The organism is Rhizocola hellebori, from assembly GCF_016862955.1.
GTDB lineage: Bacteria > Actinomycetota > Actinomycetes > Mycobacteriales > Micromonosporaceae > Rhizocola > Rhizocola hellebori.
In genome coordinates, this window is the sequence record NZ_BONY01000015.1 from 132,823 (window position 1) to 146,263 (window position 13,441).

Below are 13,441 nucleotides of genomic sequence, written 5' to 3' on the forward strand. Positions count from 1 at the left end.
TCGCGCCGGCCCGTTTCCTTCACAGACAGGTGATGTAGGCCTCGGGCGGGAAGAAGAACTTGCTCAACGACTCGTGCGGCGTGAAGTCGACTCTGATGACGAACGCGGCGATCCACCAGTCCTCGATGCAGGGCCCCACCACGGGGTTGAAGGGTGTCCACGTGGTAAGCGGCCCGGCCAAGTCGCCCATGGTCTTGTACTCCTCCGGCCCGTTGCGGCGGACCAGACCCTCGCCGTAGTGAGCGGCCACCACGGGCGCGTCGCACCCGATGATCGACCTGTACGCGACGTTGTAGAAGATCCGGAACGGCGGCGTCACATCGTCGACGTAACAGGTAATGGTTTGCGGGCCGGCGTAGTCCGCGGGCATCGCCGCGGTCTCGTTCGCCAGCATCTTGCCGCTTTTCGTCTTGATCTGCATGACCAGTGTCTCGCTGCCGGCCGCATAGGACGGTCCGGCCGCGCCGAGCACCAGTGCGAGAGCTACCGCGGTTGCGGCGACTATCCTGGAAATCTTCACGATTACACCTCCAAGCTGTGGAACGACAACGCGAAGCTATGCCGTCAGCGGAGGCTCGCAATAGATGAGACGCGATGACTAAAAGCGGTGCCAAGACCGCATCGCTAATCCAGTCAGCCGATCGCCTCTCGGACAGCGGGCACGATCTCGTTGGCCCAGCGGCTGAGCGACTCGGGGTCTGGGGTGCCGCCCCTGGACGAGAAGAGCATGAAGCCCGACGCGTGGTGCTGCAGAACGGCTCCGGTGAGTTCCTCGACCCATTGCGCGGGAGAGCCACCGATCCAGCGGCCTTGACCGTCCCGCATTGCGGGCAACGGCTCGCTGGTGATCCGTCCGGGGAGGTTGTAGAACGTGCCGATCTCGCTCGGGTCGCGGCCCACCTCGGCCGCGGCTTCGTCGATGATGGGGCGCGACTCGCGGTACCGCGCGCTCAGCCAGTCCGCCGCGTGGCCGGGGATCCAGCCGTCCGCGACGCGGCCGGTGGCGGCAAGGGATTTGGGGCCGACCGATCCCGTCCACACCTTTGGCGCGGCCACCTCAGCGGGCTCGATCTGGTTCAGCTGATAGTGGCGGCCCTGGTAGCTGACCGGCGGGCCGCCCCCGGCGAGCATCTTGACCACCACGATCGCCTCTTCGAAGGCGGCCACAGCATCGGCCGGTGACAGCCGGGCCACCCCCATGTCGGAAATCCTGTCCCACAACCCGCCCGCGCCCATGCCGAGCACGACGCGGCCGCCGGACAGCGCCGACAGGGACGTCACCGCTCGCGCCAGCATCGGGGCCGGCCGGGTCGGCAGATTGGTGACGTTGGCGAAGCCGGCGAGACGCTCGGTGCGGCCGAGCACGAACCCAAGCGCCGCATAGGCGTCCAGCCGCGCGCCGAGGTAGGGGTGATCCGACAGGGAGAAGAGGTCGAGCCCATCCCGGTCGGCCTGTTGGGTCAGGCGCAACAGCTGGGGCCCGTCGGTGATGGTGCTGTGCGCGCCGAAGCCGAAGACCACTGGCGATTCAGACAATGCGCTGCCTCTCATTGCGGTTCAGCGTCTGCGCTGAAGATGCGGGCGAAGTGGGCGGTGAACAGGTCGGCGCCCTTGTATTCCGACACTGTCGCGGCCGGGACGACGATGGGGCCGTCGGGTGTCGGCAGCTGACCGACACCACCCGAAGGCCCAAGGGGGAGCAGAATCATGGGGTCCGGAGCGGGTCGGTAGGTGGCGCTGGGTTCCTCGCCGTTGAGCTGGGCGACAATGTTTTTGGCGATGACTTCGGCATGCTGCATGGCGTAGCCGGCCATCTTGGCCTCGCCCAGATCGGTGATGTCGCCGAGCGCGTAGACATGGTGGTAGCCCACCACGTTGAGGTTCTCATTGACGCAGACTCCTTTCTGGGTAAGGGAAGTGAGCCGCCCATCGTCGAGATAGTCCCCGTTGATCTGACCGCCGTAGGCGCGAAACCAGATATCGGCAGTGATGTCCTCCCCGCCGGCGGTGGTGACGGTGAATGTCCCGGCCCGCCCGGGCGGAGTTGACGGCGGCGACTTCAAGCCCGTGTCCAGCCGCACGCGGATGCCCAGATCGTCGAGCTGGCGGTGCAAGTCCTCGCGTAGCTCGGCCCGGAAACCGGGCAGGAGTTCCCCGGCGGGATCGATGACGGTCACGTGTTTTTCGGGCCAGACCTCTTTGACCTCACCGGCCAGCTCCAGCCCGACCGGCCCCGCACCGAGGATCAGCACCCGGTTGGCATCGGCCAGCTCCTTGTGGGTAAGGCGCAGATCGTCCAGAACCGCATCGGTGTTGTCCGCGTTGGGTTTGGCCGGGTAGGTGTAACTGGAGCCGGTGGCCAGGACCAGATAGTCGGCCTCCACCCGTCGGCCCGACGCCAGCGTCACGCCGCCGGGATCCACCGAGACCGCGCGGTCGCGAATGACCGTGCCCTGCGGAAGCCAGTCAGGGTAAGGAAAGAACATGTTGCGCGCCCAATCCGGCTGGGTGAGTGCCCGCAGCGACCCGGCCGTATTGATGAACGCCTCCCGTGGATCGATGAGGGTGACGTCGGCCTCGGCAACCAGCGCTTTGGCCAGTGCTGAACCCCCGTAACCCCCGCCGACGATCACGACTCTGCGACCCATTGCGCACCTCCGAAACAGCAGGGATAAGTTCGTTGAACGAACTATATTAGTTCGCGGAACGAACTACAACCCCGCCGCCGAAGGTGTGGCGCGGCCCTCCTAGTCGTGATCGATGAAGACCACCGGAACCTTGTTGTCTGTCACCACCCGGCCCAGCAGATCGGCGAGCGTGTCGCGGTCACGGGCGCTGAGCTCGCTCGGCAACTGCGCGATGCGCCGGCAGGTCTCCTCGTAGAACCCCTCGGCGAGCCTGCTTCCCTGCGGTGTCAGCGCGATCCGCACGGTCCGCAGGTCCTGGGGGTCTGATTCGCGTCGCACCAGACCGCTGCGCTCGACGCGATCCACCAGACCGGTAAGGCTCGATTTCGCCAGACCCAGCATGGTGCTCAGCTCGCCCATTCCATAGGGCTGCGCCATCAGCACACACAGCAGCTGTCCCTGTTGCGAGGTGAGGCCGTGCTTCTGTGCCGACTCGGCGTACACGGCATTCACCAAGAACGTGGAACGTACCAAAGCGGCCACCACCCCGATCTGGCCATCGTCGTGCTTACCCACCAGGCCAGGGTAACCGAGGTTGCCGTCAGTTCGCGCAGCGAACTTACGGCCGTTTGTTGCATCAAACTGGTTTGATGTATTCTGGCGGCATGGGCCGGCATGACTCCGTACCACCTGCAATCTTTGGCCTGGCCGGCCACCCGGTGCGCTGGCGGTTGCTGGGCGAGCTGGCGCGCAGCGATCGGCAGGTGCACGAGCTGACCGCACTGGTGAATCAGCCGCAGAACCTCGTCTCCTACCATCTCGGGCGGCTGCGTAAGGCGCAGCTCGTCGCCGCCCGGCGCAGCGCCGCGGACGGCCGCGACACCTACTACAGCCTCGATCTGTCCCTGTGCACGACCTTGCTGGCCGCTGCCGGTGGCCAGCTGCACCCCGCGCTGTCGCTGACCGCACCCGCAATGCCGGTGCCACGCCAGGCTGCAGTGCTATTTCTGTGTACCGGCAACAGCTCCCGCTCGCAGATGGCCGAGGCGTTGCTGCGGCGGTCAGCAGGCGATGCCGTGACGGTGTTCAGCGCGGGCAGCCGGCCGAAACCGGTGCACCACCATGCGGTGGCGGCTATGGCCGAGCACGGCATCGACCTGACCGCGGCCGAGTCCAAGCATCTCGACAGGTTCGTCAACCATCGGTTCGACTACATCATCACCGTGTGCGACCGGGTCCGGGAGGTCTGCCCGGAGTTCCCCGGCCACCCGCGGCCGATCCACTGGAGCATCCCCGACCCCGCTCAAGACGGGCGCTACCCGGCTTTTCAGCGCACAGCATCCGAGCTGGCCAGCCGGATCGGGTTCCTGCTGCACGACATCGCCTTAGACCACACCACTCGGGAGGAATCATGAGCATCGTTTCCAGCGGCACCGTGAACGTTCGATACATGGTCACCGACGTGCAGGCCGCCGTCGACTTCTACACCACCCAATTCGGCTTCGCCGTCAACACCACCGCGTTTCCGGCGTTCGCCGATGTCACCCTCGGCAACCTGCGCCTGCTGCTGGCCGGCCCACGCAGTTCCGCAGGCCGGGCGATGCCCGACGGTCGCGTGCCCGAGCCGGGCGGCTGGAATCGTCTCCACTTCATCGTCGACGACATCGCCGCAGAGGTGGACCGGCTGGCCGCGGCCGGGGTGAAATTCCGTAACGACATCATCTCCGGCCCCGGCGGGAAGCAGATCGTTCTGGACGACCCCTCCGGCAACCCCATCGAGCTGTTCCAGCCCGCCGGGTCATAAAGCCGTCGCTGACCGAAACCGTCCTGATCTGAAAGAGCCCCTAAGCTTTGCCAGTGGCCAATTTGGCGGCCTGCTCGATCTTCGTGCGGAGTGCTTCCCAGATGGCCGGGTCGCGCTGCGAGCTCGCGTACTCGGCTGTGGTGCCGGTCGAGCCGTCGAGCTGTTCGCGCAGGATGTCCGCGTGTCCGGCGTGCCGGCTGGTCTCGCTGACCGTGTGGACCAGGATGTTGAACAGCATCACGTTCGGCCGTGGCCACCAGGGCACGTAACCGGGAGAGTCAATGGCGAGCGCGGTGATCGTCGCGTCCGAGTGCGCCGCCACGCGACGGTAGCGGTCGACAATCTCGTCACGCGTCTCCTCCTCGGTCGCCCACATGTCGGCGCCACGCGCCTCGAGGTCGTCCCACCGGGGCATCGGCTCCGGGAACGGTCGATGGAACACCTCACCGAAGTACCTGGATTCCGACAGCGACAGGTGCTTGATCAGGCCAAGAAGGTTGGTTCCCGTCAAGGTCAGCGGGCGGCGGATGTCGTACTCGGAGAGCCCGTCGAGCTTCCAGACCATGACCTCGCGACGCACGCGCAGTTCATTGTGCAGATACTCTTTCGCGAAGTCATCGATCATGGGCTCAGATCTTCCCACACAAACCCAACCCCGGTGTCCCTCGATCCATCCGCACGATCGCGCGGACTGTCCATCTGGACAAGGTCGTCGCGGTCCTCTCGGCACTCGGCTTGCACCTGGAGGTTCATCGCGGGGCGGGCCAAGAGATCAGACCCGGATGCGGTTGGGGGTGGCTGTTCAACTGCGGGGAAGGTGCCTGAGCCAGGCCGCCTGACCAGCGCCTCGGCGGGATCTGTGGCCGGTCAAGTGTTCCATCGAGCCTGGTGACTAGGTATGCAGATGCGCCTATGCTGCACGGCCGTGGGGCAATCGGACGATGAGGTCGGCGTCGATCTTTACATGCTGTGGGTGGCCGGTTCCATCCACCTGCCTCGCACCGCTGAGGTGTGCGAGGACAACAACCAGGACGTGCACAACACGGCGTTCTGGGAAGGCACCGCTTTTCGCAACGAATGGGGGCAGGAAAGCGATGTGGCCGCGCCGTGGCGGGCGCTTCGCGACAGCGTGCAGCGGGTCTTTTCCACCTCGGCGATCAACACCGATCTCGCCGGGCACGCGCTGGTCGCGATCGCGCAGAACTACGCCAACAACGACGCGGAGGCGGCCGAGACCATGAACAGTCTCATCGCCGATTATCGCGCCAGCGACGAGCTTCCGCAGCCGCCGGGGCCGCTGGAGCTGGAGAATCCGGGAGACCCGGTACAGACCACGACAGGTCCCGACGGGACAGAGGTGCCGGTGCGCGATGACGACGAATGAGCAGATCACGGCGGCGGCCGACGACTTGGCGGAAACCATTCGGAACAAGATGAACGAGGAGTTCTACCACACCTACATCGTTTATCAGGAGCACCTGTGGAGCCGGATCGAGTCCACGGCGACGTCGGCGCGTAACGCGATAGTCGTCTACACGGTCCTGAACGCCACCGACGCCGATGGGATGCTGGGCAGCCTGCGCAACATCTTCGGCGGCAGCTTCGGCAATCCCCTGGCCGACCCGGCCCGCGGTTACATCGACGATGTCGCCTCGTACATCACCGACTGGTACGGCACCGCCGCGGAGGCCTTCCGAATCAACTTCCTCAACCCGTATCCCGAGATACGCCAGAATCAGATTGCTTTGGTACGTGAGCTTGCGCTAGCGATAGAGGGATATCAGGCCATAGTCGAGGAGACCCGGGCCAAAGTCGTCGCGATCGCCAATCAGGGTTGCGCCGCGCTCAACTCGATCGGCACGCCGTTGCCTGTTGTGCTCTCGGTGGCGGCGGCCTTCGTCGGGGTGGTGGCGGCCGTGGCCACCGCGCCCGCGACGATCATCGGGGTCAGCGGCGCTCTGATCGCCGGAGGTCTGGCCATGCTCGGCGGCGGTCTCAGCGTCGCCGGAGCGGTGGCGGGCGAGACGCCCACCCCGAGCGAGGCGATCATCCAGGGTGGCAACGTGGAAGAGGTGGTCTCGTCCATCTACAGCGCGCTCACCCTGCTGCGCCAGGACAGGGACAACGCCGAGGCGAAACTCGTCGCCGTGCTGCAGCACGATCTGGCCCTGGTCGAGACAGCGCGAACGCTTGCGGCACAGCGGGAAGTGAACCTCTTCGTCCCTTACCAGCCGGGGGTGATCGGGGTCTTCTCCGGCGAGGACGTCGATTTCCGCCTGTCCACCAGCGGGAGCTAATGCCCACGATCGACCGCGCCGTGGCTCTGCGCCAGGGCGGGTCGGGGAAGCAGAGCTAGCGCGAGCGTGGGCAGGGCTGCGCCCAGACCGACCAGGACGATCAGGCTGAACGCCGGCTGGCCGAGCCACTCCCACAGGGGATGCCACCGGAAATGCGTCTCACTCAGATGATGGTCGATCTGGTATGGCACGGTGAAGACAATCGGCATCGCCGTCATGAACATCGAAAATCCAAACAGGACTGTCGACAGCGAACGTTGCCACGGCCGGTATTCGTTGCGGCGGCTGGCCCAGCCGAAGATCAGCCAGGTCGCCAAGGCGCCAATCACGAATCCCAGGATCGCGGCCGGGTGCACCGGCCAGGGCGTGGCCCGGCTCAGGCTCATGGCCAGACGCAGCTGACCGAGCCGCGGGTCGGAGACCGTGTGGATTTCGAGGATGTTGTCCCCGCGCCGAGCGGTCAGCAGCGTCTGGGTGGGAAGTGTGGTGGGATCGCAGGCGGCTGTCGCGCACTCGGCCGCGTTGCTCGTCACCGGCTCACTGGCCTCCCAGCCGTTGGCAGGCAACCGTTCCAGGGCGCTGGCGATGATCGCGCGTTGGCCGGTGGAGGCGGGAAGCGAGGTGCTCGTGTTGGTGTCGCCAAGTCCGTACTCGCCGCCGTCGAAGGAAAGCAGCGTGTCGAGGTTGTCCAGGCTGAGCGGCTCACCATAGATGGTGAACATCGCCTTGCTGCGATAGATCTCCCCGGTGACCCCATGCTCGGGAAAGATTGAGGTGAAAATGGCCGCGGCTTCGGCTCGTTCCGGCAGCGGGCGGGCGGTTTCCCAGCCGACGCGGGCTCCCAGGGCCGACCCATACAGTCCACAAACGACAGACATGAGCACTGCCCACAGCGCCACGCTGCGGCTCGCCGGACGTCCCAACCGGCAACGCATTCCATGCACCACCAGATTGAACGTCACCCGCCACCCCGGCCGGGCATGCCCGGCGTCCAGCAGCGTGCTCACCATCTCCACGCCTCGCTCACGCCGATAGTCGCGCGGGTAGGCCCAGAGCAGGAGGCGATAGCGGCCAGTCATCACGGTCACGCCACCTTCGGCCGGGCGACCCGCAACCGCGCTTCCGCCACGGTGGCCAATTGCCGCAGGCGAGCCGTTTCCACTGCCAAGACCTCGATGCCGTCACCGGTCAACCGGTAGTAGCGGCGCAGCCGGCCGTCCGTGATCTCCTCTCGGTCGCGTTGCACCAGGCCCTGTGCGGCAAGCCGATCCAAAGCCGTGTACATCGTGCCCGGCAGCAAAGCCACCCGGCCGTCGGACAGAGCGGCGACCTCGCGAATGATCCCGTAGCCGTGCATAGGGTTTTCGGCGAGCGCGGTCAGTATGAGGAAGGTCGGCTCACGCATCTCGGTCACTCGGGAAATATATATTGTTGATCAATCTATAGCAACACCGCATCCTTCGTCGCCGGTGGCTAATGGATCCGGCCCACGCCGGGCCCGCGTCTCAGCGTCAACCACCGATGGCGAAGGGAAAGGTCAATGAGGACGTGGCAGCCGTGGCTCTCCACCGGGGCAAGGGCGGTGCTGGCCGCGGCATTCCTGATCGCGGGCGCGATTAAGGTGACCGATCTCGATGCGTCGGCACGGGCGGTGAACGCCTATCAGCTGCTGCCATGGGAGTTGGCGCGGTTCGTCGGCGTGGTCCAGCCGGTCCTGGAGATCGGGGTTGGCCTGCTCCTGCTGGCTGGTTTGGCCACCCGGCTCGCCGCCGCGCTGGCGGCGGGCGCCATGACGGTGTTCATCGTCGGCATCGCGTCGGCATGGGCGCGCGGCCTGACCATCGACTGCGGGTGCTTCAGCCGCGGCGGCGCCCTGCCGGTGGGCCAGAACCCGAACTATGCGTGGGACATTGCGCGCGATGCCGCGCTGTTGGCGCTGGCGATCTATCTCATCGTGTTTCCGGCAAGCCGGTATTCGCTCGACAGGAGGATGGCGTGAGCAAGCATGGCCGGCGTGAGGCCAACAGGCTGATCAGACAACAGCAGTTGCAGGAGGCCAAGCGCAAGCGAAGTATTCGGATTTCAGCCATCGCGGCGGGCGTCCTGATGCTGGTGAGCGTCGGCGCCTATGTGGTCTACACGAACACCGCAGACACCACGCATAACGTTCCGCAGCAGGCCAATGCGGCCGGGACAGGGATCGTCGCGGGTAGTGGGCCGATCAAGGTGGAGGTCTATCAGGACTACCTGTGCCCGTCGTGTAGAGCGTTTCACGCCGCGGCGGAGGAGAGGCTGCAGGCGATGGTGCGGGAAAACAAGATCACGCTCACCACCTATCCCATCGCCATTCTCGACCGGCTGTCCACCAACCGCTATTCCACGCGCAGCGCGGCGGCCGCCGGGTGCGCAGCCGACTCCGGCAAGTTCGCGCAGTTCTCCGATGCGCTTTACGACAAGCAACCGGCCGAGGGCGGTGCCGGGTACACAGATGAAGAGCTGGTGAATGTGGGTCGCTCAGCGGGGCTGGGGGACCCGTTCGCCAGTTGTGTTCGCGATGGGACCTATTCGGGCTGGCCGGGTTTTGCCACCGAGGAGTCGAGCCGGCGCGGGGTGACCGGGACACCGACCGTCTTCGTCAATGACAAGAAGGTTGTCCCCGGGCAGGGGCAGACCATCACCGACGCTGTCTTCAACGCGATCGCGGGCTCGTAGAAAATCGGCGCGACATGACGCGATTCGAGACGCCGGGCGGGTGAACGCTGACCTGGCACACTCTGCACATGGACGAGGTCACCGAGGACCGGCCGCGCACCGGCTGGGAAAGAAGCCCGATGCTGGTGCGGGTGGCGGTGGGCGCGGGAAGCTTCCTGCTTTTGGCGGCCGCGGTCTATGTCCTGGCGTCGGTGGCCGCGCGGCTGGCGTCCTTGGTGATCGCGCTTGCGGCCGCGTTGCTCATCGCCGCGTTGCTGGAACCGGTGGTGCAACTGCTGCAGCGGGCCAGACTCGGCCGGGGGCTGAGCGCCCTGGTGTCTGTGCTGCTGTTGATGGCGGCGTTCGTGGCTCCGGTGGTGCTGCTGTGGAGCCTGGCCTCGAGCCAATATTCCGAGCTGGCGCAACGGTTTCGAGATGGCGCCGAGCAGTTGCGCGCGGGCGCCAGCCGGGTGTTGCCGCTCACCGACTCACGCATCGACCAAGCGCTCAACGAAATGCAACTGCGCTTCCAGGCCGGTTTGCTTTCTGGTGTGCTTTCCGGCGCGCTGACGGTGGCGGAGATAGTGACCGCGGCCATCGTCACGTTATTCGTCGCGTTCTTCCTCCTCAAGGACGGCCCTGCCATGTGGCGGTGGTTGCTCGATCAGCTGCCACGCCGCACGCGGCCTCTGTTGGAGGATCTCGGGCCGCCCAGCTGGGACACGCTGACCCGCTATCTGAGAGGCATTCTGATTGTCGCGGTCATCGACGCGGTCGGAATAGGTATAGCGCTGGCGCTCATCGGAGTGCCATTCACGATTGCTTTGGCGCTGCTGGTTCTCGTGGGCGGCTTCGTGCCCTACATCGGGGCGACCGTGAGCGGCGGTGTCGCCGTCCTGGTGGCCCTGGCCGCGAATGGCCCGGTGGACGCCCTGCTCGTGCTGATCGCGGTGCTCGCCGTGCAACAGATCGAGGGCAATTTATTAGAACCATTCATTGTCGGGTACCAGGTCCGCCTCCACCCGGTCGCCGTGGTCATCGCCGTCTTCGCGGGCGCGCTCCTCGCCGGGGTAGCGGGCGCCATCATGGCCGTGCCGCTCGTGGCGGTCGCTTACCGCGTAGTTCGCGTCCTGCGCGAGCGGGCGGGCATCGAGCTCCTTGAGCGCCCCTGAACAGGCTGGTGGCCGGATCCGAACCGGATCCGGCCACTGCGTACTTTCAGGTCAGGCGTTCACGGTCTCGCGCCGTGGTTGCGGCTCGACCGCGGCGAAGGGGACTGTCCTGGGGGTGAGGAAGGCGTGCACCAGCCCGGCGAGGGCGAGCAGGAGCATGACTGCGGCGGCCAGATAGGCGACGGTGGCGGCCTGGCCCGCTTTGGTGCCGAACTCGCTGAAGCCGTAGGTGGTCAGCAGCAGCCCGCGCAGGGTTTCGCCCTTGAACACGGTCTCGCGCTGGGCCGTGATGTCGGTGAGCTGCTTTTGCAGGTCGGGCACGGCAGCGGGATTCGTCTTCTGCGCCTCGGCGATCCTCGTGCGCAGCTCGGCTTGCGGCACGCCAAGGTCGGCGTAGGTCTTGCCGCCCGCGGTCGACTTGAGGTGCAGACCGATGAAGTTGTTCGCATAGCACTCAGCCTGTTTTCCGGTGGTCAGTTTCTGGCCGGCGTTTTCCACCAAGCAGGGGAACTGCTTCTCCTCCTGGGTCAGAGTGTCAGCCGTCTTGAACGTGATGTTCTGCTGGGCAAGCTGGTCTGCGACATAGGTGGTGGCGAAGTTCGCGTTGGCGGACAAGACGATTCCGGCGATGAGCAGCAGAGCCGCGATGGCGACACCGCCCACGCTGAACAGGATGTCGAGGGTTCTGCGCTTCATGGTGTGCTCCCTGGGTGACGACTGCGCTTTTGTTGGCTGAGAACAGCTTGCAGCCCACAGCACAGGTCACGTCAGGAGTACAGGTCCTGTCCGGATAGGACCTAGGACATCAATTCGGAGCAGGACCTTCGGCCCTTGCCTGCTTAGTCAGCACTCTGGTCGGAGGCCGGCTCGATCCGTGCCTCCGAGCCGGGAACAACCAGCGTTTCGTGGCCGTCGTCAAGCCAGCGCACGGTGTAGGGAGGGCTTCCGTCAGGGTGGGACACGGCCAGGATGACGCCGACGCGCCGGGTGTCACCCACGTGGATTCCCTCGACGACGAGACGGTCGCCAGTTCTTGCCTTCATGGCGGTTCTCCCTTCGAGGATCAATTTTCTCACATATCCGGCACGGTATTGGGCGAAGGCGGGAAGGCATAGCATCGTCAGCGTGGCGGAGCAACAACAGTGGGCGTCGCTCGGGCTGACCCCCTTGTCCAGAGTGCGGCTCGACGAGCTCTTGCAGGAGCTGCTTGACCGGGTCGCCGAGGTGATGACCAGCCGGGAAAGGCTCAGCAGCCTGCTCGACGCGGTGGTGGGCATCGGCACCGACCTGGACCTGCGGTCGACGCTGGAGCGCATCGTCGTTTCCGCGTGCCATCTGGCCGGGGCCAAGTACGGCGCGCTGGGCGTGGTGGGCAGCGACCGCAAGCTTGTCGAGTTCATCACGCACGGGGTGGATCCGCGCACCCATGCGGCCATCGGCGATCTGCCCACCGGCAAGGGCGTTCTCGGCATGCTGATCGCCGATCCGCGTCCGGTGCGCATGCCGGACATCACCAAGCACGAACAATCGGCCGGATTTCCGCCCAATCACCCCCCGATGCACAGCTTTCTGGGCGTCCCGGTGCGCATCCGCGACAAGGTGTTCGGCAACCTGTACCTGGCGGAGAAACAGGGCGCTGCCGAGTTCTCCGACGACGACGAGGAGATGATGGTCGCGCTGGCCGCGGCGGCCGGTGCCGCGATCGAAAACGCGCGCCTCTATGAGCTGGCCCAGCGTCGCCAGGACTGGCTGTCGGCCACCGCGGAGATCATCACCACCATGTCGGGCGCGGTCAGCCGTGACGAGTCGCTCGGCCTGCTGGTGCGCCGCACCCGGGAGGTGGGCCAGGCGGCCATGGTGGCGATCCTGCTGCGCGACGAAGCCACCGGCACGATGACCGTGGAAGCGGCCGAGGCCGGGCCGGAGATGATGCAGGGCCTGGTCGGGTTGACCTTTCCGGTCGCGGGCACCGCGTTTGAGGCGGTGCTGTCCGGAAACGCGCCAACGGTGCTCGAGCATGTCGGCAAGGCCGCGCCGTGGCCGGTGCCGTTGCCCGCGCTGCGAGCGGTGGTGGCGCCCTTCGCCGGGCGGCAGGGCGTGCTGCTGGTGGCCTGGCCGGGCGAGGCGCCGGGCGAGGATGAGCTGCTGCTGATCAGCTCGTTTGCGGCGCAGGCCGGTTTGGCGATGGAGCAGGCTCGGGCCCGCGACGATCGCGAGCAGCTGCTGGTGCTCTCCGACCGTGAGCGCATCGCGCGCGATCTGCACGACGTGGTGATCCAGCGCCTGTTCGCCACCGGGCTTCAGTTGCAGATGGTGGCGGCGATGGCGGGCAAGCCGGAAGTGGCCACGCGGGTCAACGCCGCGGTGGACGAGCTCGACAGCACCATCCGTGACATCCGCGCTGCCATCTTCCAGCTGCGGGCTCCGGTCGAGCAGTCGCTGCGCGGCGAGATCCGGGCGCTGGTGGACGCCGCTGCCGAGCCGCTGGGATTCAAGCCCACCGTGGTGATGGACGGCCCGGTGGACAGCGCGGTGCCCGACGAGGTGAAGGGCGATCTGCTGGCGGTGGTCCGGGAAGCACTGTCCAATGTGGTCCGTCATGCCCACGCGAGCAGGGTCGACGTCTTGATCAGGATCCACGGCGGTCAGGTGGCCGTGGAGGTGACCGACAACGGCCGGGGCGGTGCCGCCGAACGCGGCGGGCTGCGCAATCTGCGCGGCCGGGCCGAGCTTTTGGGCGGCCGGTTCAGCGTCTCCGAAGTGGAACCGAGCGGGACGAAGGTGGCGTGGAGCGCCGCGACAAGCTCCCCGGCGACCTCCGGCTAGGGTCTTTGGACCCTGATTTGAAGG

At 66.3% G+C, this 13,441-nt stretch carries 17 protein-coding genes; 8 read left to right on the forward strand and 9 right to left on the reverse strand.

Annotated elements, in window-relative coordinates:
• Positions 1-19: 19 nt before the first annotated feature.
• From Rhe02_RS14850 to Rhe02_RS14865, 4 genes are all read right to left on the reverse strand, one after another.
• Positions 20-520 carry a hypothetical protein gene (locus Rhe02_RS14850; protein ID WP_203908790.1) on the reverse strand — a complete coding sequence of 167 codons (501 nt, stop codon included), beginning with the start codon at positions 518-520 and terminating at the stop codon, positions 20-22.
• A gap of 113 nt (positions 521-633) precedes the next feature.
• A complete protein-coding gene (locus Rhe02_RS14855) occupies positions 634-1,536 on the reverse strand; it encodes an LLM class flavin-dependent oxidoreductase (RefSeq protein WP_203908791.1) in 903 nt (300 codons plus the stop codon).
• Between the two features lie 11 nt (positions 1,537-1,547).
• Positions 1,548-2,648, reverse strand: coding sequence for an NAD(P)/FAD-dependent oxidoreductase (locus tag Rhe02_RS14860; protein ID WP_203908792.1), 1,101 nt, complete (start codon positions 2,646-2,648; stop codon positions 1,548-1,550).
• 99 nt (positions 2,649-2,747) lie between these two features.
• Entirely contained in the window at positions 2,748-3,203 is a 456-nt protein-coding gene (locus Rhe02_RS14865) for a MarR family winged helix-turn-helix transcriptional regulator (RefSeq protein WP_203908793.1), read from the reverse strand.
• Positions 3,204-3,292: 89 nt separating this feature from the next.
• Between Rhe02_RS14865 and Rhe02_RS14870 the strand changes: the two genes are divergently transcribed.
• Both Rhe02_RS14870 and Rhe02_RS14875 read left to right on the forward strand, forming a co-directional pair.
• Complete coding sequence (locus Rhe02_RS14870) at positions 3,293-4,042, forward strand: arsenate reductase/protein-tyrosine-phosphatase family protein (RefSeq protein WP_203908794.1); 750 nt, start codon at positions 3,293-3,295, stop codon at positions 4,040-4,042.
• Positions 4,039-4,431, forward strand: coding sequence for a VOC family protein (locus Rhe02_RS14875; RefSeq protein ID WP_203908795.1), 393 nt, complete (start codon positions 4,039-4,041; stop codon positions 4,429-4,431). The genes Rhe02_RS14870 and Rhe02_RS14875 overlap by 4 nt, the downstream gene beginning before the upstream one ends.
• Positions 4,432-4,471: 40 nt before the next feature.
• Here Rhe02_RS14875 and Rhe02_RS14880 read toward each other — a convergent pair whose 3' ends face one another.
• The gene (locus Rhe02_RS14880) at positions 4,472-5,056 is read right to left on the reverse strand and encodes a DinB family protein (protein WP_203908796.1); all 585 of its coding nucleotides are present in this window, start codon (positions 5,054-5,056) and stop codon (positions 4,472-4,474) included.
• A 300-nt stretch (positions 5,057-5,356) separates the two neighbouring features.
• Between Rhe02_RS14880 and Rhe02_RS14885 the strand changes: the two genes are divergently transcribed.
• Together Rhe02_RS14885 and Rhe02_RS14890 are read left to right on the forward strand one after the other, a co-directional pair.
• Complete coding sequence (locus tag Rhe02_RS14885; protein WP_203908797.1) at positions 5,357-5,815, forward strand: hypothetical protein; 459 nt, start codon at positions 5,357-5,359, stop codon at positions 5,813-5,815.
• Positions 5,802-6,728, forward strand: coding sequence for a hypothetical protein (locus tag Rhe02_RS14890; RefSeq protein WP_203908798.1), 927 nt, complete (start codon positions 5,802-5,804; stop codon positions 6,726-6,728). The genes Rhe02_RS14885 and Rhe02_RS14890 overlap by 14 nt, the downstream gene beginning before the upstream one ends.
• Here the strand turns inward: Rhe02_RS14890 and Rhe02_RS14895 are convergent.
• Positions 6,725-7,816 carry a hypothetical protein gene (locus Rhe02_RS14895; RefSeq protein WP_203908799.1) on the reverse strand — a complete coding sequence of 364 codons (1,092 nt, stop codon included), beginning with the start codon at positions 7,814-7,816 and terminating at the stop codon, positions 6,725-6,727. The genes Rhe02_RS14890 and Rhe02_RS14895 overlap by 4 nt on opposite strands.
• Entirely contained in the window at positions 7,813-8,133 is a 321-nt protein-coding gene (locus tag Rhe02_RS14900; RefSeq protein ID WP_203908838.1) for a PadR family transcriptional regulator, read from the reverse strand. Before Rhe02_RS14900 ends, Rhe02_RS14895 begins: the two co-directional genes overlap by 4 nt.
• A gap of 135 nt (positions 8,134-8,268) precedes the next feature.
• On the opposite strand from Rhe02_RS14900, the gene Rhe02_RS14905 reads away from it, so the two are divergent.
• From Rhe02_RS14905 to Rhe02_RS14915, 3 genes are all read left to right on the forward strand, one after another.
• Positions 8,269-8,727, forward strand: coding sequence for a MauE/DoxX family redox-associated membrane protein (locus tag Rhe02_RS14905; protein ID WP_203908800.1), 459 nt, complete (start codon positions 8,269-8,271; stop codon positions 8,725-8,727).
• Positions 8,724-9,440: a DsbA family protein gene (locus tag Rhe02_RS14910; protein WP_203908801.1), complete on the forward strand. Its 717-nt coding sequence runs from the start codon at positions 8,724-8,726 to the stop codon at positions 9,438-9,440. The genes Rhe02_RS14905 and Rhe02_RS14910 overlap by 4 nt, the downstream gene beginning before the upstream one ends.
• Before the next feature lie 68 nt (positions 9,441-9,508).
• Positions 9,509-10,591, forward strand: coding sequence for an AI-2E family transporter (locus Rhe02_RS14915; RefSeq protein ID WP_203908802.1), 1,083 nt, complete (start codon positions 9,509-9,511; stop codon positions 10,589-10,591).
• A gap of 51 nt (positions 10,592-10,642) precedes the next feature.
• Here the strand turns inward: Rhe02_RS14915 and Rhe02_RS14920 are convergent, their stop codons facing one another.
• Positions 10,643-11,287, reverse strand: coding sequence for a hypothetical protein (locus tag Rhe02_RS14920; RefSeq protein ID WP_203908803.1), 645 nt, complete (start codon positions 11,285-11,287; stop codon positions 10,643-10,645).
• A 143-nt stretch (positions 11,288-11,430) separates the two neighbouring features.
• A complete protein-coding gene (locus Rhe02_RS14925) occupies positions 11,431-11,634 on the reverse strand; it encodes a DUF1918 domain-containing protein (protein WP_203908804.1) in 204 nt (67 codons plus the stop codon).
• A gap of 82 nt (positions 11,635-11,716) precedes the next feature.
• Between Rhe02_RS14925 and Rhe02_RS14930 the strand changes: the two genes are divergently transcribed.
• Positions 11,717-13,417, forward strand: a complete 1,701-nt coding sequence (locus Rhe02_RS14930; protein WP_239123832.1) for a GAF domain-containing sensor histidine kinase — start codon at positions 11,717-11,719, stop codon at positions 13,415-13,417.
• The last annotated feature ends 24 nt before the right edge of the window (positions 13,418-13,441 follow it).

What these genes read in the sequence shown, in the direction of transcription:
- Rhe02_RS14860 (WP_203908792.1), bottom strand. Translation starts at nt 2,648, where the DNA reads ATGGGTCGCAGAGTCGTGATCGTCGGCGGGGGTTACGGGGGTTCAGCA.
- Rhe02_RS14870 (WP_203908794.1), top strand. Translation starts at nt 3,293, where the DNA reads ATGGGCCGGCATGACTCCGTACCACCTGCAATCTTTGGCCTGGCCGGC.
- Rhe02_RS14875 (WP_203908795.1), top strand. Translation starts at nt 4,039, where the DNA reads ATGAGCATCGTTTCCAGCGGCACCGTGAACGTTCGATACATGGTCACC.
- Rhe02_RS14880 (WP_203908796.1), bottom strand. Translation starts at nt 5,056, where the DNA reads ATGATCGATGACTTCGCGAAAGAGTATCTGCACAATGAACTGCGCGTG.
- Rhe02_RS14890 (WP_203908798.1), top strand. Translation starts at nt 5,802, where the DNA reads ATGACGACGAATGAGCAGATCACGGCGGCGGCCGACGACTTGGCGGAA.
- Rhe02_RS14900 (WP_203908838.1), bottom strand. Translation starts at nt 8,133, where the DNA reads ATGCGTGAGCCGACCTTCCTCATACTGACCGCGCTCGCCGAAAACCCT.
- Rhe02_RS14905 (WP_203908800.1), top strand. Translation starts at nt 8,269, where the DNA reads ATGAGGACGTGGCAGCCGTGGCTCTCCACCGGGGCAAGGGCGGTGCTG.
- Rhe02_RS14915 (WP_203908802.1), top strand. Translation starts at nt 9,509, where the DNA reads ATGGACGAGGTCACCGAGGACCGGCCGCGCACCGGCTGGGAAAGAAGC.
- Rhe02_RS14920 (WP_203908803.1), bottom strand. Translation starts at nt 11,287, where the DNA reads ATGAAGCGCAGAACCCTCGACATCCTGTTCAGCGTGGGCGGTGTCGCC.
- Rhe02_RS14925 (WP_203908804.1), bottom strand. Translation starts at nt 11,634, where the DNA reads ATGAAGGCAAGAACTGGCGACCGTCTCGTCGTCGAGGGAATCCACGTG.